General features: G+C 28.5%; 23 protein-coding genes and 1 pseudogene. 14 read left to right on the top strand and 10 right to left on the bottom strand.

The window, feature by feature from the left end; genetic code table 11:
• The first annotated feature begins 170 nt into the window (after window positions 1–170).
• The 4 genes from ACTG45_RS09820 to ACTG45_RS09805 all read left to right on the top strand — a co-directional run bounded on the left by ACTG45_RS09820 (window position 171) and on the right by ACTG45_RS09805 (window position 2,994).
• The gene (locus tag ACTG45_RS09820) at window positions 171–971 is read left to right on the top strand and encodes an ABC transporter permease (protein WP_021384690.1); all 801 of its coding nucleotides are present in this window, start codon (window positions 171–173) and stop codon (window positions 969–971) included.
• Window positions 972–1,348: 377 nt separating this feature from the next.
• Complete coding sequence (locus ACTG45_RS09815; protein ID WP_021384696.1) at window positions 1,349–1,483, top strand: hypothetical protein; 135 nt, start codon at window positions 1,349–1,351, stop codon at window positions 1,481–1,483.
• A 151-nt stretch (window positions 1,484–1,634) separates the two neighbouring features.
• Window positions 1,635–2,072: a deoxycytidylate deaminase gene (locus tag ACTG45_RS09810; RefSeq protein WP_479920250.1), complete on the top strand. Its 438-nt coding sequence runs from the start codon at window positions 1,635–1,637 to the stop codon at window positions 2,070–2,072.
• A 139-nt stretch (window positions 2,073–2,211) separates the two neighbouring features.
• Window positions 2,212–2,994, top strand: coding sequence for an N-acetylmuramoyl-L-alanine amidase (locus ACTG45_RS09805; protein ID WP_479918730.1), 783 nt, complete (start codon window positions 2,212–2,214; stop codon window positions 2,992–2,994).
• Window positions 2,995–3,136: 142 nt separating this feature from the next.
• Here ACTG45_RS09805 and ACTG45_RS09800 read toward each other — a convergent pair whose 3' ends face one another.
• The 3 genes from ACTG45_RS09800 to ACTG45_RS09790 form a co-directional block, all read right to left on the bottom strand.
• Complete coding sequence (locus ACTG45_RS09800; protein ID WP_479918729.1) at window positions 3,137–3,487, bottom strand: hypothetical protein; 351 nt, start codon at window positions 3,485–3,487, stop codon at window positions 3,137–3,139.
• A 2-nt stretch (window positions 3,488–3,489) separates the two neighbouring features.
• Complete coding sequence (locus ACTG45_RS09795) at window positions 3,490–3,873, bottom strand: YtxH domain-containing protein (protein WP_479920249.1); 384 nt, start codon at window positions 3,871–3,873, stop codon at window positions 3,490–3,492.
• 456 nt (window positions 3,874–4,329) lie between these two features.
• Window positions 4,330–4,713 carry a PBECR3 domain-containing polyvalent protein gene (locus ACTG45_RS09790; RefSeq protein WP_021384664.1) on the bottom strand — a complete coding sequence of 128 codons (384 nt, stop codon included), beginning with the start codon at window positions 4,711–4,713 and terminating at the stop codon, window positions 4,330–4,332.
• A 351-nt stretch (window positions 4,714–5,064) separates the two neighbouring features.
• Between ACTG45_RS09790 and ACTG45_RS09785 the strand changes: the two genes are divergently transcribed.
• Window positions 5,065–5,556 carry a prolyl-tRNA synthetase associated domain-containing protein gene (locus ACTG45_RS09785; protein ID WP_021384645.1) on the top strand — a complete coding sequence of 164 codons (492 nt, stop codon included), beginning with the start codon at window positions 5,065–5,067 and terminating at the stop codon, window positions 5,554–5,556.
• Window positions 5,557–5,671: 115 nt separating this feature from the next.
• Here ACTG45_RS09785 and ACTG45_RS09780 read toward each other — a convergent pair whose 3' ends face one another.
• Window positions 5,672–6,406, bottom strand: coding sequence for a class I SAM-dependent methyltransferase (locus ACTG45_RS09780; protein WP_479920248.1), 735 nt, complete (start codon window positions 6,404–6,406; stop codon window positions 5,672–5,674).
• 386 nt (window positions 6,407–6,792) lie between these two features.
• On the opposite strand from ACTG45_RS09780, the gene ACTG45_RS09775 reads away from it, so the two are divergent.
• Window positions 6,793–7,371: an ABC transporter substrate-binding protein gene (locus ACTG45_RS09775; protein ID WP_479920247.1), complete on the top strand. Its 579-nt coding sequence runs from the start codon at window positions 6,793–6,795 to the stop codon at window positions 7,369–7,371.
• A gap of 129 nt (window positions 7,372–7,500) precedes the next feature.
• Here the strand turns inward: ACTG45_RS09775 and ACTG45_RS09770 are convergent, their stop codons facing one another.
• The 4 genes from ACTG45_RS09770 to ACTG45_RS09755 are packed head-to-tail and all read right to left on the bottom strand — an operon-like array spanning window position 7,501 to window position 10,941.
• Window positions 7,501–8,742, bottom strand: a complete 1,242-nt coding sequence (locus ACTG45_RS09770) for an ABC transporter permease (protein ID WP_479920246.1) — start codon at window positions 8,740–8,742, stop codon at window positions 7,501–7,503.
• 20 nt (window positions 8,743–8,762) lie between these two features.
• Window positions 8,763–9,629, bottom strand: coding sequence for an ABC transporter ATP-binding protein (locus ACTG45_RS09765; protein ID WP_479920245.1), 867 nt, complete (start codon window positions 9,627–9,629; stop codon window positions 8,763–8,765).
• A gap of 38 nt (window positions 9,630–9,667) precedes the next feature.
• Window positions 9,668–10,429 (bottom strand): hypothetical protein, encoded by a 762-nt coding sequence (locus ACTG45_RS09760; protein WP_479920244.1) that lies wholly within the window; start codon window positions 10,427–10,429, stop codon window positions 9,668–9,670.
• The gene (locus ACTG45_RS09755) at window positions 10,426–10,941 is read right to left on the bottom strand and encodes an RNA polymerase sigma factor (protein ID WP_021384659.1); all 516 of its coding nucleotides are present in this window, start codon (window positions 10,939–10,941) and stop codon (window positions 10,426–10,428) included. Before ACTG45_RS09755 ends, ACTG45_RS09760 begins: the two co-directional genes overlap by 4 nt.
• A gap of 467 nt (window positions 10,942–11,408) precedes the next feature.
• Here ACTG45_RS09755 and ACTG45_RS09750 point away from each other — a divergent pair.
• From ACTG45_RS09750 to ACTG45_RS09715, 8 genes and pseudogenes are all read left to right on the top strand, one after another.
• Window positions 11,409–12,083, top strand: a pseudogene (locus ACTG45_RS09750) (conjugal transfer protein).
• A gap of 87 nt (window positions 12,084–12,170) precedes the next feature.
• Window positions 12,171–12,791, top strand: a complete 621-nt coding sequence (locus ACTG45_RS09745; RefSeq protein WP_021384639.1) for a Crp/Fnr family transcriptional regulator — start codon at window positions 12,171–12,173, stop codon at window positions 12,789–12,791.
• A gap of 155 nt (window positions 12,792–12,946) precedes the next feature.
• On the top strand, window positions 12,947–13,729 hold the full coding sequence (locus tag ACTG45_RS09740) for an aminoglycoside 6-adenylyltransferase (protein WP_479920243.1): 783 nt from the start codon (window positions 12,947–12,949) through the stop codon (window positions 13,727–13,729).
• Window positions 13,730–13,853: 124 nt separating this feature from the next.
• Window positions 13,854–14,780, top strand: a complete 927-nt coding sequence (locus ACTG45_RS09735) for a hypothetical protein (protein ID WP_021384670.1) — start codon at window positions 13,854–13,856, stop codon at window positions 14,778–14,780.
• A 13-nt stretch (window positions 14,781–14,793) separates the two neighbouring features.
• Window positions 14,794–15,294 (top strand): GNAT family N-acetyltransferase, encoded by a 501-nt coding sequence (locus ACTG45_RS09730; RefSeq protein ID WP_479918722.1) that lies wholly within the window; start codon window positions 14,794–14,796, stop codon window positions 15,292–15,294.
• A 302-nt stretch (window positions 15,295–15,596) separates the two neighbouring features.
• On the top strand, window positions 15,597–16,004 hold the full coding sequence (locus tag ACTG45_RS09725; protein ID WP_021384653.1) for an RNA polymerase sigma factor: 408 nt from the start codon (window positions 15,597–15,599) through the stop codon (window positions 16,002–16,004).
• Between the two features lies 1 nt (window position 16,005).
• On the top strand, window positions 16,006–16,155 hold the full coding sequence (locus ACTG45_RS09720) for a helix-turn-helix domain-containing protein (RefSeq protein ID WP_079746985.1): 150 nt from the start codon (window positions 16,006–16,008) through the stop codon (window positions 16,153–16,155).
• A gap of 15 nt (window positions 16,156–16,170) precedes the next feature.
• Window positions 16,171–17,364: a tyrosine-type recombinase/integrase gene (locus ACTG45_RS09715; protein ID WP_479920242.1), complete on the top strand. Its 1,194-nt coding sequence runs from the start codon at window positions 16,171–16,173 to the stop codon at window positions 17,362–17,364.
• Window positions 17,365–17,587: 223 nt separating this feature from the next.
• Here the strand turns inward: ACTG45_RS09715 and ACTG45_RS09710 are convergent, their stop codons facing one another.
• Together ACTG45_RS09710 and ACTG45_RS09705 are read right to left on the bottom strand one after the other, a co-directional pair.
• Window positions 17,588–18,109, bottom strand: a complete 522-nt coding sequence (locus tag ACTG45_RS09710) for a PadR family transcriptional regulator (protein ID WP_479920241.1) — start codon at window positions 18,107–18,109, stop codon at window positions 17,588–17,590.
• Window positions 18,110–18,160: 51 nt separating this feature from the next.
• A complete protein-coding gene (locus tag ACTG45_RS09705; RefSeq protein ID WP_479920240.1) occupies window positions 18,161–19,009 on the bottom strand; it encodes a sialate O-acetylesterase in 849 nt (282 codons plus the stop codon).
• Window positions 19,010–19,056 lie beyond the last annotated feature (47 nt).

The raw sequence follows: 19,056 nt of genomic DNA, 5'->3' as shown, positions 1-19,056 counted from the left end.
AGCAATAAGCATATCAGATAAGGTTGCAATATTATCTAAAAGACCTGCTACCATAAAAAACATTTACGACATTGAACTTAATATGGATGGAACAAAAACGCCTCTCAAAACACGTAAAGTTCCTGATTTTCAAAAGTATTTCGACATATTATGGAAGGAGCTAGATACACATGAGGCTTAATAAAAGATCTGAAGGATATATAAACTATGTTAAAGGTGTAAAAAGAGAAAAAAGAAATGTATTGTTCTACCAGTTATTAATTCTAATTGGTTTTATTGTAGTCTGGGAGCTTCTAGCCGACTTAAATGTTATAAATACATTTCTATTTAGCAAACCAAGTGATATTTACAATTTATTTATTCAATATGCATCTAGTGGTCAATTATTTAAGCATATTGGAATATCTGTATATGAAACTGTTCTTGGTCTTGTTATAGGGACTGTTTTAGGTATTTTGGTAGCAATTGCTCTTTGGTGGTCAGAGAAATTATCAAAAATATTAGACCCATTTTTGGTAGTTTTAAATGCTCTTCCTAAGACTGCTTTGGCTCCTATAATCATAGTTTGGGTAGGTGCTGGAATAGAAGGAATCGTCGTAACAGCTGTAACTATTTCTGTTGTTGTTACTATACTTTCAGCTTATAATTATTTTATAAATATGGATGAAGAGAAAATTAAAATGTTAAAAAGTTTTGGAGCGAGTAAATCTCAAATACTTTTTAAACTTATACTACCTGCAAATACAGGAAACTTGATAAATTTAACTAAGATTAATATTGGTATGGCATGGGTAGGAGTAATAGTTGGAGAATTTTTGGTTTCAAGATATGGAATAGGATACTTAATAGTATACGGCTCTCAAGTATTCAAATTAGATTTAGTAATGATGGGTGTATTTGTATTGGCTATCTGTGCATGGGCAATGTACGCTGTAGTTAATATTATAGAAAAAATATACAATTCTAGATAAATAAAATTTTATTCAAGATATTTGATTATTTTAGTGATTATAATAAGGAATGATTTCTTATAAGTAATCATTTTTCGAAATTAAAGAGATACATTTTTAATAATTAAAGCTGTAGGAATATTTGTGAAGATATAAGACAAATTTACCTACAGTTTTTAGTGTGTAAATAAGAAAGTAAATAATAAAAAAGATTAAATAGTAATTATTTAAGTGATAATTTTAAAACTTACTGAATATAATTATATGTCGGTTAACGACGTATGAAAATAAAAGGAATTTAGAAGTTCTATGTTGTATAAATAGTGTATATGCAGCATGTAATAAATCTTAGCACTATTTATATTCTGTACAAAAAGATATTTGAAGGGAGATTAAAAATGGGAATATTAGAGGGAGCTGCAATGATAAGAAAAATTGCAATTAAAATAGCTAAAGAAAAAGGAATTACAGAACAAAAGGCATGGCCTGAAGCTGTAAAAGAATTTAAAGAAAAATATGAACTTGTATTATAAACCTTGATTATAAAACTGTCTCGATTTTATTGAGACAGTTTTCTTATTTTAAATTACTTTATTTATAGTATATTTATAATATAAATTTGTTTTTAATACTACTTTTAAGGTATAAATCTTATATATTAGACATAAGTTTGGAGGGATTAATTTGGAAAATAAAATTGAAAATAGATGTTCATGGCAAGAATATTTTATGAGATTGTGTGAAACAGTAGCTGAAAGAGGGACTTGTGATAGAGCTTATGTAGGCGCTATAATTGTAAACTCAGAAAATAGAATTGTGTCTACTGGTTATAATGGTAGTATTTCTGGAGATAAGCATTGTAGCGAAGTTGGTCATGAGATGAGAGATGGACATTGTATTAGAACAATTCATGCTGAACAAAATGCTCTTTACTATTGCGCAAAAGAAGGTATTGCAGTTAAGGACTGTTCCATTTATGTAACTCATTTTCCTTGTTTAAATTGTACTAAGGCTATAATTCAATCTGGAATTAAACATATATATTATAGAAATGGATATAGAATGGACGAATATGCTATAAAATTATTGCAATCAAGCAATGTCTTATATACAAAACTATAACTTTAATACATTTACCTAAATACTCTATGAATTTACAAGATATCTTATATTAAATCTATAGGATATAAAAAGAAACAAATTTCTAAGTTATGCATATATTAAATAGAAGTTAAATTTAATTGAAAAGGAGATGCATAATTTGAAAGTAGTAGTAATACCAGGGCATACTTTAACTGGAAAAGGTACAGGAGCTGTTGGGTATATAAATGAAGGTAAAGAAACAAGAATAATGAGCGACTTGATTGTCAAATGGCTTAAAATAGGAGGGGCTACTGTTTATACAGGAAGAGTTGATGAATCAAATAATCATTTGGCAGACCAATGTAAAATAGCAAACAAACAAGAAACTGACTTAGCTGTTCAAATTCATTTTAATGCAAATGTCACAACTTCAGCTCCAGAAGGTACAGAAACAATATATAAAACTACTAATGGTAAAATACATGCAGAAAGAGTAAATGCTAAATTAGCTACAGTATTCAAAAATAGGGGTGCAAAATCTGATGTTAGAGGTCTTTATTGGCTTAATCATACTGATGCACCAGCAATATTGATAGAAGTTTGTTTTGTAGATAGTAAGGCAGATACAGATTACTATATTAACAATAAAGATAAAGTTGCTAAATTGATAGCAGAAGGAATATTAAACAAATCTATATCAAATTCTCAAGGGGGAAATAAAGTGTATGAAAATGTAATAGTTTATACAGGAGACGCAGACAAAGTAGCGGCTCAAATTTTATACTGGCAATTAAAAGATGCTTTAATGGTTGAAGCATCTAGTTATAAGCAAGGTTTAGGTAAAAAAGTTTATGTTGTAGGTGGAGAAGCTAATAGGCTTGTAAAAGGCGATGTAGTAATAAATGGTGCTGATAGATATGAAACTGTTAAATTGGCATTAAAACAAATAGATAAATTATAAAATAAGAATTATTTTTTAAAAACCTAATAAAAGATGTATCTAATTATTAGTTTATTAATTAATAGATACATCTTTTATTCATATTCATTTTATTGACAAATTATTTTCTGTTTTAATACTAACTTTCTTATTAAAACCAATATTATTTTTTATCTAGAAAAATATTTTTAATTATGGTCAATATATCAACTATAACATCCATATTTGATTTGACACTATCTTTAGTAACAAGAAAGTCTGCTGTAACTTCAGTAACCGCTTCTGTTACATCTTTCATATTTTCGCCTACTTCTCCAAAATTCTCTACAACACTAGGAAGATTATTTAAAGTTGTATTTATATTTTGAGTATTTTCATTTAACATATTTCCAACAGTATTTAAAATCTTATGTAATTTAACAAGTACAATAATTAAATAAACTAGAGCAACACATCCAAGTACAGCTAATAATATATATATTATACTTATATTAATTGTTATTGTATTGTTCATTCCTATTCCTCAGTAACACTAACTGGTTCAACAATATCTATTACTTTATCTTCCTCATTAGAATGTTCAATATTCTTTTTGTTATCTATATACTTTCTTATTTTTTTCTTTGATTCTATAAAATTTCCTTTTCTATCCTCTAGTTTATCAGACATTTTATCTTTTATATCTACTGTTTTTATGTTTATTTTTTCAACAATTTGTTGTGAAGCATCTTTTATATCTTCTCTTGTCTCTTTGCCTGACTTAGGAGCCAACAACACTCCACTCACTGCACCAGTAACAGCTCCTAGCACTACACCGGCTGTAGCAACTTTGGCTTGTTTAATTTTTTCAGCTCTTTGTTTAGCTTTTCTTTTATCTTCTATTTTCTTTGATAAACTCATATCCAATCGCCCCTTATTATAATATTTCTAAATATTATAATACATTTTTTTCCATAATGATATAGTTTCTAACTAAATTTTTAGAAAGCAATAAAAATTCTTTTATATATTTTCACATGATGATAAGATTATTCATATTATTCCATAAATTACATTGCATTGATGGCTAAAATACAAAAAAATCTTTAACATAAGTAAATATATTTATACTCTAATTCTTCTATATAAAGTTATTTAGTAGCTCAAAAAACAATAAGAGAGGAATTAATCCTCTCTTTTAAATTTAATTAGATTTGGCAGGGCGGCGTATCCTGCATCTCTATTAACTACTCCATAGTAGCGTATTGGGTGCCTTTTCCAACCTCAAATCTAACTAATAAATATCTACGTATATATTATTATTATAACTTATTTAATAATATTCTTCAATAGTTTTGGAAAAATAATAATATTATGTTAACTGTCGTATTGTTTTACTCTTCCACTACTAATTCTACTTTCTAGTTTTGCTTCTTTTATGGCATATAGCGAAGATACATATAAGTAGCCTTTTTTTGTATCTAGTTCTGTAGCTACTAAAATATAATCATCAATTTTTTTTATAAACTCTACACTTTTCCCAGGTTTTTTGGGATGACTACCTATATATTCAGGAGACTTGAGTACCATTTTTATAGTATCTATTATATCATTAACAATATCCTTGCTTAATTGACACCTATGTTTTTTCTTTATATGTTTTATAACACCAGAAGAAGCATAAATTTTACCAGTATATTCAATTCCAGCAAGTTCTGATATTTCTTCATCTATGATTCCAACAACTTTGTCTGTAGACATATAAAGCACGTTCCTTTCTAAGATAAATTACTGTTAATACAGTAAAATTTATTAAAATTAAATATATCTATTTAAAGTATAGTTTATTCCAAAAAGAAAAGATAGTATAATATAGTTTTTTCATATGTGACTTTATATAATCTCTTTTTATATAATTTATAAATAGTAAATAATGTCCTTTTTACAAGTATTTTTTAAATTTATTTAGCTTTGTAGATTTATATTGTTCATATAGGATTATTTGACTAAAAGAAAATAATCTAGTATTTACATGTTACAAAACGTTTTCTTTTAAAGTTTTCTATGATAATATTATTTATATATAAAATAAATTTCCAATAGGAGGATATTATGAACACTCAACAACAAGAAGTATATAGAAAATTGGATGAATTAAATATACCTTATGAAGCTGTGAGTCATCCACCAGTCTATACAATTGAAGAAATGGAACAATTAAAGACATTACATATGGAATTTGTTGTAAAAAATTTATTTCTTCGCGATGCTAAAGGGAAAGAACATTTTTTAGTTGTATTAGGTAAAGACAAAAAAGCAGACTTAAAAGATATTCGTCAACAAATTGATAGTAAACCTCTTAGTTTTGCATCAGAAGAAAGACTTCAAAAATACTTAAAACTTACTAAGGGAGCTGTAACTCCTTTTGGTATATTAAACGATACAGAGGCTATTGTAAAAGTTGTATTTGATAAAGATTTATTAAAAATGGATAAAATAGGTATACATCCAAATGATAATACTGCTACTGTGTTTTTAAAATTTGAAGATATGAAAAAACTTATCGAACAAAATGGAAATGAAATATATTATGTAGAAGTATAATTATTACTTGATAGAAAGGGCAAAAGAGCTCACTACTTTTGCCTTCTTTAAAAATACGATTGCCCTTTCAGTTTATCAGTTGAAATTTTATTTATAGTTAAATTTACTGTTTTTACTATCTTTTTCTTGCAGCTACAAGCAACATCATAGGTCTGCGTAGCTCATCTTTCATTTCAGGAATTGTATCTAATAGTTTTTCTTCTGGTTGAGGTTCGATTATTTCTAATATTTCAAATCCAGTTTTATTCAAAGTATTTAGATAAGTTGTTAGTGTTTTATGATATTTTATAACTTCTTCTCCTAAAAAATTAGCTTTACGTACTCCTTCTGTAAAGTATCTATCTACTGGCCAATGAAGATGATTACCATCCTTGTCACAATACCATTCTTGAGTTCCATATGCAGTGAATATAGGGTGTTCAACAGAAAATACAAAGTCACCTCCACTTGAAAGGCAATCACTTATTTTCTTACATATATCTTCAAATGATTGAATGTAATGCAATGCCAAAGAGCTAATAACCATATCAAAACTATCTTTTGGAAAATTAATATCTTCAATAGGCATACATATGTATTTTATATTATCAAATTTTGTTTTACTTCTAGCTTCTTTTAGCATTTTATCTGAAATATCAATTCCAACAGCAGATTCTGCTCCATTTTCAACTGCATATTGACAGTGCCATCCAAATCCACAACCTAAATCTAAAACTCGTTTTCCTTTAAAGTTAGGTAACATTTTTTTTAAAACATGCCATTCTCCAGCACCTGCTAGTCCATTTATAGAACGTTCCATTTTACTATATTTGTCAAAGAATTCGTCATTATCATATTTATTTTGTTTCATATAATTTCCTCCATTTTTATTATGTTTACCCAGTAATTCTCAATTAAATTTGCACTATAAAGTTAGGTAATTTCATATAAAAACAATCATAATATAACTTTATATATATAAATTCTTTTCATATAAATTAATCTATTTTGTATATATAATAAATTAGTATTTATATATAATACATGAAAATGATAGTATTTTAATTTTACCCTTTAAATTATAAATAATCAATATAATTTACCCACGATTATATATTACTTAAAATCTAAACATAAAACTTAAATTTATTTTTAGGTTTTTGTAGAAATAGAATAAATATAGATACGTTTTTGTAACAACTACAATAAATATTTAATACTATATATTATTCGGATGTCTTATGGGAGGTATTTATTATGTTAAAAAAAATAGTCGCAATTGCAAGTTCTATTATTGTAGGCACGCTATGTCTAACTGGATGTGATTTTAATTCTAATGATAAAAAGGATGACTCTTCTTCATCTAAAAATCTAGATAAAGTAACTATAGCAGAAGTTACTCATTCTGTTTTTTATGCTCCTCAATACGCTGCTATTACAAAAGGTTTTTTTGAAGATGAAGGTATAAAAATAGACCTTATAAATACTCAAGGTGCAGATAAAACTATGGCTGCTTTGATTTCAGGCGAAGCAAATGTAGGTCTAATGGGTCCTGAAGCATCTATATATGTATATAATCAAAACAAAAATGATTATGCAGTAAACTTTGCTCAATTGACTAAAAGAGATGGAAGTTTTCTAGTGGCTAGAAAAAAAATGTCTAATTTCTCTTATGAGGATTTAAAAGGAAAAGAAATATTAGGTGGTAGAAAAGGTGGAGTTCCACTTATGACTTTTGAATATGTTCTAAAAGATAAAGGACTTACTATTGGAGAAAATCTAAAAGCAGGTAATGTTAATGTAAGAACTGATGTACAAAAATCAGTATGTTTATAACATAAACTTATAATCCCTAAACTACATATTTTATAATTGCTTAACTTAAATACAAAACTTCAAAGCTTGAGGATACAGAAATTAACCATAATTTATTTCTGTATCCTCGAGTTTTTTATATTATATAGTTTAATTAACTTGGTGTTTTTTAAAATTATTTTTAATAAAAGGTAAGAAAAGAATTGCAAATACTAAACATGTAAAAATAATCATAGTTGGTAAATCTATTATTAGATTGCCAATCTTGTAATCTATATAATTAGCAAACGAAAATGAAATAGCATTTGATGGCAAAATTCGTAAAATCAGATTATAAAGTTTGTTGGTTTCGCTATATTGTAAAAATATCGGTACGAAAAGTATTATTATATTCGTAATTAAAACTGGAAAAGGTGATTTCATGCAAGAGGATAATAAAAGTGTAAAACTAATTAATGCTATTAATATAATATAAATAACTAATATACTTAGTAAGGTTGCCTGTAAAAGTGTATATGGATATGGAACTGAACTAGTTGTAAGTTGTAATGGTAAATTCCATCCATCCATTCCAAAAGACAAAGTGAGTATCCCAACACATACAATTGTGTTTATTATAAAAATAATTGTCCCAAATAAAAAGGAACTTATTATTTTGGCTGTTATAACTTTACTTTTTCCATATTTAGAAGATAATATCACTGAATCAGTACCCGATTGATATTCTCCTGAAAATACAGAAGCTATACTTATACAAATAGCTAATATAGTAAAAATCAGTAAATCTCTCGATAATATGAAATAATCCCAACCTTGATAATATCCATTTAAATAGGGTTCGCTTATTTCCTTATTCTTAGATAACCAAAAGTCCTTTTCTTTTTGTGTATAATTTCCATCTGCATATTCCATATTTAAGATTGTATTTATTTTTTCATTTCTAGACTTATAAAAATCAACACCATTTTTTAGTGACATTGTTTTAATTATAGAGGAATCAAAATCATTAGGCTTACTATATGACTCTATTATAAAACTGTAAAAACTCTTATTAGGATAAAAAAATTTCCAATAAATATCTGGTTTAAAATCTGAAAAACCATTTTCATCTTTTATAATATTGTCTGGATTATTAAACATTTTTTGATATTCTTTAACTGAGCTTTCTACTTTTTTATCTGTTATGTATCCATCATTTAATTTAGATTGTTGCTTTTTTAGTTCAATAGCCTGTAGACCTCTATACTCTTTTCCACTCTCATCATTAGCTCTTTCTTGAAGTGGCATTAAAGAAAAAAGAATTATGCTTAAGGCTAAACTTCCTAAAATAACTGCTACTGTAGACTTTCTTTTTATTATTTTTTTTAGTTCAAATTTAATTAGTGTAGACATACTTATCTCCTTATATATATTTATAGTACCTCATTAATACAATATAAATACAAATCTTCTAATGTTGGTTTTAAATTACATGCATTATCATGTGGTTTCATATCACTTATAATTCTAAGATTTACGACTCCTCCAGAATGATGAATATTTGCTAAACAATATTTATCCGACATATAGTCTACTTCATTTTCATTAACGACACATTTCCATATTTTATCTTTTATTTTTGAAGTTACCTCTTCAACTGAACCAGTTAAAATAAATTTTCCTTTTTTCATTATCAAAATCTTATCTGCAATATGTTCTACATCAGATACAATATGAGTAGATAAAACAACTATTTTCTTTTTAGAGAATTCTGAAATTAAATTACGAAATCTAACTCGTTCTTTAGGGTCTAGCCCTGCTGTTGGTTCATCTAATATTAAAATTTTAGGGTCATTAAGTAGTGTCTGAGCAAATCCTAGCCTTTGTTTCATGCCTCCAGAGAAAGTTTTTATTTTTTTATTGATTACACCTGATAAACCGACCATTTCTAATAATTCTTGTGTTTTTTTCTTTGCATGACTAGGTATCAACCCTTTTAATGAAGCTATATATAGCATAAATTCTTTTGCAGTAAAATCTGGATAATATCCAAAGTCTTGTGGAAGGTATCCAACCATATCTCTAAAATCTTCTCCCATATCCAAGTTATTTTTCCCATCTATCTTTACTTCTCCAGATGATGGGCTTAATATCCCACAAATCATTCTCATAAGAGTTGTCTTTCCTGCTCCATTTTCTCCTAAAAATCCATATATACCTTCATTTAATCTAAATTCTATTTTATCTACTATAATTTTGTTATTATACTGTTTTGTTAAGCCTTCTACACTTAGCTCCATACTTATTCCTCCCAATACTGTATATTCTTATTTTTTACTTACACAATAATATTTTCAAATGAACGAATATGTCTCCATGTTTTTCTTGTTTCATACATTAAGATTACTGATGTGATTATAAAAACAATTAACCATTGGTTTATTGCTTCAAATTGATATATACTTTTTCTAAAAGTACCTAGTGTAAATATTAATAATACAAGAAATACGCCATATATCATACAATAATAATTTGTATTTTTACATTTGTTTCTATTTATAATTTCCATACATCCTATACACATTAGATTAAAAGGCACTAGTATATAAATTATTATGTACAGGATATCTAGATTAATGGTTTGTTTTGCAGATATCAAGATAATAAGCATAAACAATAAATCACTTATCCCAAATACAAGCATTCTAGTAGTAATAATTTTATGTAACGTATTTTTTGTTGAAAATTCTATCTCTAAAACACTACTATTATATACTTTTGCTAACTCTTCTATATTAGTTAATATAAGAAGTGGAAATGTCGCAGAAATCAAGGACAAAGTATTGTAAAGTGAATTACTATCTCTTGATGTACTGAATAAAAATACGCATATTATACACAGTACTAAAAATTGAATAACCCAAGTTCTTTTTCGTATAAAACCAATTTGAGAGATGAAAAATTCCATACTATTCATCCTTTTATTAGCATTATTAAATGTTAACTCATGTATAGTTTTAACAGTCTTTTCAAATGCCGAAACATCATATTTTGGAACCTTATATTTAGATAGACTTTCTTTAACTTCTTTATTATTCATAGTTTACCCCCTTCCAGATATAATTTTAGTTTTTTTAATGCTCTATTCATCCTGTACTTAGTAACAGAAACACTTGAATCCATAATCTTAGCAATATCCTTAAATTTTAAATCATGATAATACCTTAAAATTATCACTTCAAATTCTACTTCTGGCAATTTAACCAAAGCTTCTTTTACAAATATTTTGTTTTCAACATCTACTAATTCTTGCTTTGACATCTCTTTATCTAATGACTCTAAATATATTGGTTGCTTTTTCTTCCATAAGTCCTTACACTTGTTTTTTGCAATAACATATAAATAGTTTTCAAACTTACCATAATGTTTATAATCACTTATGTTTTTTATAACTGTTATAAATACATCTTGGGTTAAATCTTGTGCAGTCATTTGATTGTCTACATGGCGATAACAATAACAATAGATGCTGTCATAGTATTTTTTTATTAGAGTATCAAACAATTCTTTTTCTCCTGCTTTTATTCGTGATATAATCCGAGCATCATTCACTATTATCACCTCCGTCATTATATATAACGATTCAAATTATAAAAAAGTCAGTATAAAAAATAATTTATTATTTTTTATAATTATTTATAAATGCAACTATCTAACAATTACCCATACTATTAATCAATACACAAACGATTCCATTATGTCAAATATTATACTTTTCATTTTAAGTACTTATAACTCAATAACGAATAGTTTTATCTTTATAAATCCAGTCTGCATAGTACAAATGACTTTTATCATTTTATATAATAAAAACATACTAAAAATCTGATTATCCCCTAGAACACAGTACCTATCCGCATATATACAGGACTAACAAAGCCATTTTACTACTAATTTACTACTACCGAATGAGCCTTGATACGTTGATAAGTCCTAGAAATGCAAAGATATGGTATTAACACATCAGTATTGTATCAAAAAAAACTAAATATTTTATAGAACATGGAACACGAAAAAAGATGTTCCTTTTCTATTTGCAGGCGTTCTTAATTGAGCGTCTTCTTTCATACAAAATTACTATGAAAGGAAATACTAATCTGACTGAAAACCTACAACAGTTGAATAGTGAAATGGTTCGCTCGGATATTCCTACTAGTTCTATTGTCAACAGCTTTCAAGTATGGAGTGCGACACAGAACAATGAAAATGCCTATGATGTACTCTTTTCAGTAGGACAACAGATTTCAGAGGGCGAGAACAAAAAGAATATCGCTTCCACCTATACTGTTACTGTCTATGTAGATGAAGTAGGCAATATGGTAATTATTAAGAACCCTACCATTGACAGCAAGCCACAAAAGTCAAGCTATGAGCCTGTACTTTCTGATAGTGACTAAACGGTGGACGCAAATACAACAGAGGAAATTAATAGTTTCCTAGACACATTCTTCAAGCTCTATCCTACTGCAGCAGAAAAAGAGCTATCTTACTATGTAAGTAATCAAGCACTTAATGTAATTAATAAAGATTATGTATTTGTGGAACTTGTGAATCCTGTTTATACACAAGTTAACAATCAAGTGACCGCTATTGTAACAGTGAAATACCTTGATAAGGAAACCAAAGTTACACAGCTTTCCCAGTTTGAGCTTACTTTGCAGAAAAATGACAACTGGAAAATAATAATGGAATAGTTTCTATGTAAATATATTTTTACTATCTTACCTAACTAATTGAAAGATGATATAATTTAATCAAAGATTTGGTAAGGAGGGATGAATATGCATTTAATTGATTTTATGAATGAAGATATTAAAAAGAAGCTTGTTAAAAAAACGTATAAAAAGAAAGAGACTATTCTTTTTGCTGAGCAAGAAAATGAATATGTAATTCTTATGATTGACGGTATTGCAGAAGCATTCATCTTAAATGTGAAAGGAAACATCTCAACTATTCATCTTTATAGAAGTGGTAGTTTTTTTGGAGAAATGGAACAATTTAATGATGGTAAAAAACCCGTTGAAATTGTCGCTTTCACAGATTGTAATGTATATAAACTTCATAGAGATGATTTTTTAAACTGGTTAAAGGGAGATTTTGAAGCTACAAAATTTCTGATTCGAGAAATATCTAGTAAATTAGTTGTAAATGCTGAATTAATTGAAGAATTATCATCTTTAAGTGTTAAAGAACGACTTCTGAGGTGTATATCCTTACACTATTATAGAAGTGAATTAAATCTGCTTACCAAAAAACAGCTTGCTAGCGAAGTAAACGCTCCAATTAGAAGCATTAATCGTGCTATAAATGAATGTGTACAAGAACATCTAATTGCTTATGAAAACAAAAGATTTAGTGTAATTAATCAGCGAGAGGTATTAAAGAATCTTCCTACAACATAAGTATAATTTCAAAAAAGTATTGGATAATAATTATTCAATACTTTTTTATTTCGGGTCAAGTGACCTATTTTTTTTTATTTCTTCATTATATAATACTCCTATGTATAATTATGTTGGATTGATAGCTAATAAAAGAAAGTGAGAGGTGTTATATTATGACTAAAGCACAACAGGAAATGATACAAAACGTATTAGAATTTTCAAAAAGAGATAGTAGGATAATAGGACTTGCAATTAGTGGTTCTTATATCACAAAATCGTTAGATGAATATTCTGATTTGGATTTTCTGATTGTAGCAGATGATAAATCCTATGAAGAAGTTATCGAAGAGAGATTACTTATTGTGGAACAGTTTGGAACATTAGTTTCTGCTTTTACTGGCGAACACGTTGGAGAACCTAGATTGATAATTTCCCTATATGATTCCCCTGTTCTTCATGTTGATTTTAAGTTTACAACCTTAGATGGTTTACTAGATAGGGTTGAAGATTCAGCTATTCTCTATGAAGAAAACAACTGCATAACAGAAATTTATTCTAAAAAAGAAGCATACTTACCAACTCCAGACTTACAGTGGATTGAAGATAGATTTTGGATTTGGGTTCATTACGCTTGCACTAAGATTGGACGCAGAGAACTATTTGAAACAATTGATTTTTTATCTTTTTTAAGACAATCAGTACTTGCCCCATTAATACAGCTTCTCTTAGGTAAATTACCTCGTGGAGTTAGAAAAATTGAATTGGACGCACCCCAATATATTGAAGCATTAGAAAAGACGGTTGCTACCCATGAATATGAAAGCTGTGTTAATGCATTGCAGGCTACTATCAACCTGTATCTTGAGTTAAGAGAGGAATTATCACAAAGTCCTATTGTCCGAAAGGTTGAAGCTGAAAGGGTTGCATTACAGTATTTTCAAGATTTAATCAAATAAACCCAAAGTAAAAAAACATTGAATAGTAAATATTCAGTGTTTTTTCATCTTTGGTCAAACGACCTAGATTAGCTGTTGTAACCATTCTATAATTATTTTGAAAGTAACAGTAAGGAGGATAACTATGAGTGATATTTTAAGTAGAATTACAAATAAAATTGGGGATAAGAATATAGTTGATAAGTTATCAGCTCTATCAAAATCAGATTTGAACTCACTTCTATTAGAAGTGTTTGATAGACAAGCAAATACTTTAACTGCAACTGATATTCTAAAGTCATACCAACTAAATAGATTTACTATCCCTAGCGGTATAGATCCAGAAGAAATTCATGCTTTGGAATCAAAATTATTGAGAAAAGCATTCAATATGGATATCAAGACGATTATGCTTTCTCCCTCTGCTCCATTAGGTAGCTGTAGCGTTTTTGGCTCCGTAGATCAATATAACGTAGTAAGTGCTCTACGAGGGACAGAAACACTTGCAGACCCCTCAAATATGTTGGCAATAATTATTGCTGATAAATTAAAAAGAAAAGAAGAAAATAATACCATACCTATCCACATGGCTACTACTGCTAGGGCAATAAGAGCACAAAATTTTGTAGGTAAAGGTTTATATTCACATTTTGGCTTATATTGTATGGTTTCATCTGGTATAGATACAGGGTCTTACACTTGTGAAAAAATGTTGTTAGAAAAGCACTTAAACTATTATAAAGATATATTAAGTGAAATAGAAAATGTTCGTTTCTCTATTATTCTACGCAAAAGAAACGGATACAAAGATAATGACGGATTTTTCGACAGAATGGTTGAAACTATCAAACTTATTTTTCCTAATATAGAGTTATCAATTCATAATGATGATGTTGATAATAATTATTATAAAGGTATCAATTTCAAATTATCGGTCAAACAAGGAAATGAAACCGTTGAAATGGTTGACGGTGGATTTGTTGACTGGACTTATCAAATGCTTGGAAATAAAAAAGAACGCTGTTTGATAAGTGGTATTGGCTTAGAAAGATTTCTTGTAGCTGTTTCATAAAAGAAGAAGAAAAATGGAACTTATAGAGTGGAATTATGCTTATATTACCGATTTAGTTGAGTTTGCGAATGATAAAGAAATTGCAAAGAATCTTCGTGACAACTTCCCCCACCCTTATACGGAGCAAAACGCTAGAGATTTTATTAGTTTTTGTTTGGCAACTCCAGATGTTAAACAACTTAGCTATGCTATTTTTTATCAAGAAAGGGCTATTGGAAGTATCAGCCTAACATTTGAAGAAGATACCTCTATTAATAAAAATGCTGAATTAGGTTACTGGCTTGGTAGGAACGGCAAAGGGATAGCAACAAATGCAGTAAAAGAAATATGCAAAATTGCCTTTGAAAAATACAACCTTAACAAAATTCATGCTAATGTATATTCCTACAATAGAGGGTCAAGTAAATTATTGGAAAAATGTGGTTTTAAGATTGAAGAATACTGTCACAATTCCATAATAAAGAATAGAAACATGATTGATTGCCATGTATATAGTTTAATTCGACCGCAATAGCATTTATTAGAATTAACCTACTTTTTAATAACAGAATAAGTTTTTCCCCTCTATTAATTTCTTATGCATCTTTGTATTTTTATGAAAAGCTAGCCAATGCATATTTCCATACATCAATATGGTGGTGGCTTACAACCAATATAAATTAAATACGTTTTAAAGAATACACATTTTTGCCCTATAGGAAGAGTGTGTATTTTTTTCTCTTTTTTTGAAATTTATCGAAGATTTAACGCCCTCCCACCGTGATAGGAGTAAGCAAGGTTATTTAACTCCTTGTGATGGAAAGGGGGTGAAATCTTATGGTTGATGAAAAGACAATTGAATATCAATTCGACAGTTTCTGTAAAACAGTTTTACGTAACTATGCTAGAGATATTTATGACGAAAATAAACGCAGAAATGATTATTTGGTATCTCTCGAATCTTTGTCACTTGCAGAATTAAGTAAATTGAGTATTTTAGATGATTATGATTCTAACTACATCTGTATGGTTTCTTACGACTACAACATACGAATTGAAGATGTATTAATGGCACAAGCAATCGGAAAACTTACAAAAAGAAAACAAGATATAATTCTACTTTCATTCTTTCTCAACATGACAAATGCTGACATAGCAACATTGATGGATTTAGCAGAAAGTACCGTACATTATCACAAAACAAATGCACTAAAAGAGTTGAAAGAACTCATGGAGGAACATTGAAATGAAACCTACTAAAGAAGTATTACCTTTTACAATTATTTTACTTGCTGTACATGACGATGTAAATGCAATAAACGGAATACTTAAACATTTTGAACACTATATCATTCGTCTTTTTCATATGACGTATCAAGCTCAATTCGGTTATTGAGAGGAGCTTCTTATCATGTCAACTAAAAAAAGACGAGATAATAAAGATAGAATTTTAAGAACTGGAGAGAACCAGAGAAAAGATGGAAGATACGCATATAAGTATGTAGATTCATTTGGTAAACCACAATTTGTTTACTCTTGGAAACTTGTACCTACTGATAAACCCCCAAAGGGAAAATATGATGATATATTATTAAGGGATAAGGAAAAAGCAATACAAAATGACCTTGATGATAGCATTGACACTATTGGTAAGAAAATGACAGTTTGTCAGTTATACGCTAAAAAGAATGGACTAAGAAAGAATATCCGACTTAACACTAAAAAAGGACGCCATTATCTTATGAAGATTCTGAACAATGACCCACTAGGTGCGAAAAGCATTGATATGGTTAAATTATCAGACGCTAAAAGCTGGGCTATCCGAATGAGTGAAGATGGGTGTGCTTATAAATCCATTGACAATTATAAGCGTTCACTGAAAGCGTCGTTTTTCATGGCAATTCAAGACGACTGTATTAGAAAGAATCCATTTAATTTTCAGTTAAGTGATGTTTTGGAAGATACAACAGAACCAAAAATCGCTCTAACACCAGAACAGGAAATGGGCTTATTATCCTTTATGGAGAGCGATAAGACTTATTGTAAATATTATGATGATGTTGTTATCCTCTTAGAAACAGGACTACGCATTTCTGAATTATGCGGTTTGACTTTAGAATTGGATATGAAAAATAAAGCCATTATGGTAGACCATCAATTGTTGAGTTATACTAAGGTTGGCTATTATGTAGAAGTTCCAAAGACCACACAGGGTAAGCGAGAAATTCCAATGACTGAAAGAGCTTATCAATTATTTGAACGTATCGTGGAACGGCGTAAGAACGCTAAAGCAGAACCAATCATTGTTGATGGTTACCAGAACTTCCTATTTCTTAAACAAGATGGATTCCCAAAACAAGCAACTCATTATCAAAGCATGTTAAGAGCGTTAGTCAAGAAGTATAACAAGACCCATGAGGACAAGCTACCAAAGATTACGCCACATACCTTTAGGCATACATTCTGTACAAATATGGCTAACAAAGGAATGAGTCCTAATATATTGCAATATATTATGGGGCATAAAAACATTACTATGACGCTTGGCTATTATGCACATGGTTCATTTTATTTACTACTTTTGATGGCATTCTTATACGGTTAAATGCCAACTTATGCAAAGTATCTTCCAAAAAGAAAATGCCGATACTCCTTGTAGATACAGGATATATCGACATTTACCAACTTATGAAAAGATAATCAAATTTAATATAAGTTTTTATAATAAAAAGACAGATATCCCAATAGAAATTATCTGTCTTATTTTAATCTATGTACCTATATTACATTTATATAAAGTATATATAGGTTTATTTTTGTTACTAGCATCAATCTTTAATATCATTTAATAACTTCTCAAACCATTCAATATTCACTAAATGATGAGAACGAGAATTCTCTAACATCCTTTTAAAATAGTGTGAATTTGTTTTATCATTTTCTATAGCTTCATTTAATAGAGAAATTCTTACTTGAGTTTGCTTGATTTGCATCTTTAATAATTCTATTAACTTTTCATTTTTATAGTCATTTGCAAACAATAGTGTTGCGTAAAATGATAGATTTACATACTCTGTCTTAGAACCATATTTATACATTAGTTTTTCAAATTCTTGGCATCCAAGTTCAGTAATCATATAGTTATGAGTTTCCCTATTTTTATTAGGTTGACTATTCTCAACTTTTTCAATTAACTTTTTTTCCTCGAGTTGCTGTAAGTTATAATAAAAAGAACCTTTAGTGAAATTTACTATATACTTGTAATGCTTCTTTTCCATTAATGCTAATAACTCATATCCATAAGAATTTGGATTTTGTTTTAATAATCCTAAAATTAATAATGGTATCAAAAAATCACCTCTTTCAAGCTAAATTTGCGAATATATTAATGGATATTTTATCTAATTATCATTAAGTTTTATAAGTTGAGATTCAAATTCATCATATGATATCTTTCCTAATGCTAAATCCATACTATTTATATATATTTTTTCTGTTTTTGTATATGTTTTAGAATTACTAGATGTTATCAATTCTCTTTCGTTAACTAATGCTTCCATAACGTGCTTTCTCTTATAAAAAGCTTTAAAATAACGCAATCCAAATTTTCTTTGGGATATGGCATCAATATGAATACCATCAGGATTAGATGTCAGACCTGATGCTGTGACAAAATAACAGTTTTCTTGTTCGAAAGCAAATTTTTGCAACTCTTTATTGATAAACTCATGCTCAGTACAACTTTTTCCAAAGCCTACTTTTCCTAAGAAGTCTCCCAAACCACCAATAATAATAGGTATATCTGGAATATTTAATTCTTTTCTAAGAGCCTCAATAATAGAAAGTAATTTTTTATAATAAAATTTATAGTTACCATTATTACTGTCATTTTCTCCTTGATGCCACAAAATCCCTGTCAATTCACTACTTTGCATAGCAAATTTAGCTTCATTTATAGCATGTTTGAAAAGTATACCATCTATATTCCATTCATCTAATGAACTGCCCCCCTCAGCACAAGGAATTAGCCCAATTCTATCCTCTTTATTTTCACAACACCATGCCTCTGCAAATGATGCAGCAAGACTTATCCCAGATACTGGGCGGTCATAATTAATAGGCTCTGTCATCATTTGCCATCTTCCATTACGTAACATCTGTATTCTTTCATTATAAATTGGAGGTACTTCACTTATGAATCCTCTTCCAGCCATATTGGACTGTCCTAACATTAAAAATGATTTAATCATTGTTATTATCCTTTCTTAAACTCTTATTGTACTTATTTTTTATGATA

It is taken from the genome of Clostridioides sp. LIBA-7602 (assembly GCF_056688945.1).
Note: the sequence above shows the minus strand (reverse complement) of the source record. Positions and strands in the feature narration are given on the sequence as shown.

Coding starts and splice junctions, on each gene's coding strand:
- ACTG45_RS09735 (WP_021384670.1), top strand. CDS start 13,854: ATGAGTGATATTTTAAGTAGAATTACAAATAAAATTGGGGATAAGAAT.
- ACTG45_RS09815 (WP_021384696.1), top strand. CDS start 1,349: ATGGGAATATTAGAGGGAGCTGCAATGATAAGAAAAATTGCAATTAAA.
- ACTG45_RS09715 (WP_479920242.1), top strand. CDS start 16,171: ATGTCAACTAAAAAAAGACGAGATAATAAAGATAGAATTTTAAGAACT.
- ACTG45_RS09760 (WP_479920244.1), bottom strand. CDS start 10,429: ATGAATAATAAAGAAGTTAAAGAAAGTCTATCTAAATATAAGGTTCCA.
- ACTG45_RS09730 (WP_479918722.1), top strand. CDS start 14,794: ATGGAACTTATAGAGTGGAATTATGCTTATATTACCGATTTAGTTGAG.
- ACTG45_RS09785 (WP_021384645.1), top strand. CDS start 5,065: ATGAACACTCAACAACAAGAAGTATATAGAAAATTGGATGAATTAAAT.
- ACTG45_RS09800 (WP_479918729.1), bottom strand. CDS start 3,487: ATGAACAATACAATAACAATTAATATAAGTATAATATATATATTATTA.
- ACTG45_RS09725 (WP_021384653.1), top strand. CDS start 15,597: ATGGTTGATGAAAAGACAATTGAATATCAATTCGACAGTTTCTGTAAA.
- ACTG45_RS09820 (WP_021384690.1), top strand. CDS start 171: ATGAGGCTTAATAAAAGATCTGAAGGATATATAAACTATGTTAAAGGT.
- ACTG45_RS09745 (WP_021384639.1), top strand. CDS start 12,171: ATGCATTTAATTGATTTTATGAATGAAGATATTAAAAAGAAGCTTGTT.
- ACTG45_RS09775 (WP_479920247.1), top strand. CDS start 6,793: ATGTTAAAAAAAATAGTCGCAATTGCAAGTTCTATTATTGTAGGCACG.
- ACTG45_RS09795 (WP_479920249.1), bottom strand. CDS start 3,873: ATGAGTTTATCAAAGAAAATAGAAGATAAAAGAAAAGCTAAACAAAGA.
- ACTG45_RS09780 (WP_479920248.1), bottom strand. CDS start 6,406: ATGAAACAAAATAAATATGATAATGACGAATTCTTTGACAAATATAGT.
- ACTG45_RS09790 (WP_021384664.1), bottom strand. CDS start 4,713: ATGTCTACAGACAAAGTTGTTGGAATCATAGATGAAGAAATATCAGAA.
- ACTG45_RS09720 (WP_079746985.1), top strand. CDS start 16,006: ATGAAACCTACTAAAGAAGTATTACCTTTTACAATTATTTTACTTGCT.
- ACTG45_RS09770 (WP_479920246.1), bottom strand. CDS start 8,742: ATGTCTACACTAATTAAATTTGAACTAAAAAAAATAATAAAAAGAAAG.
- ACTG45_RS09765 (WP_479920245.1), bottom strand. CDS start 9,629: ATGGAGCTAAGTGTAGAAGGCTTAACAAAACAGTATAATAACAAAATT.
- ACTG45_RS09705 (WP_479920240.1), bottom strand. CDS start 19,009: ATGATTAAATCATTTTTAATGTTAGGACAGTCCAATATGGCTGGAAGA.
- ACTG45_RS09740 (WP_479920243.1), top strand. CDS start 12,947: ATGACTAAAGCACAACAGGAAATGATACAAAACGTATTAGAATTTTCA.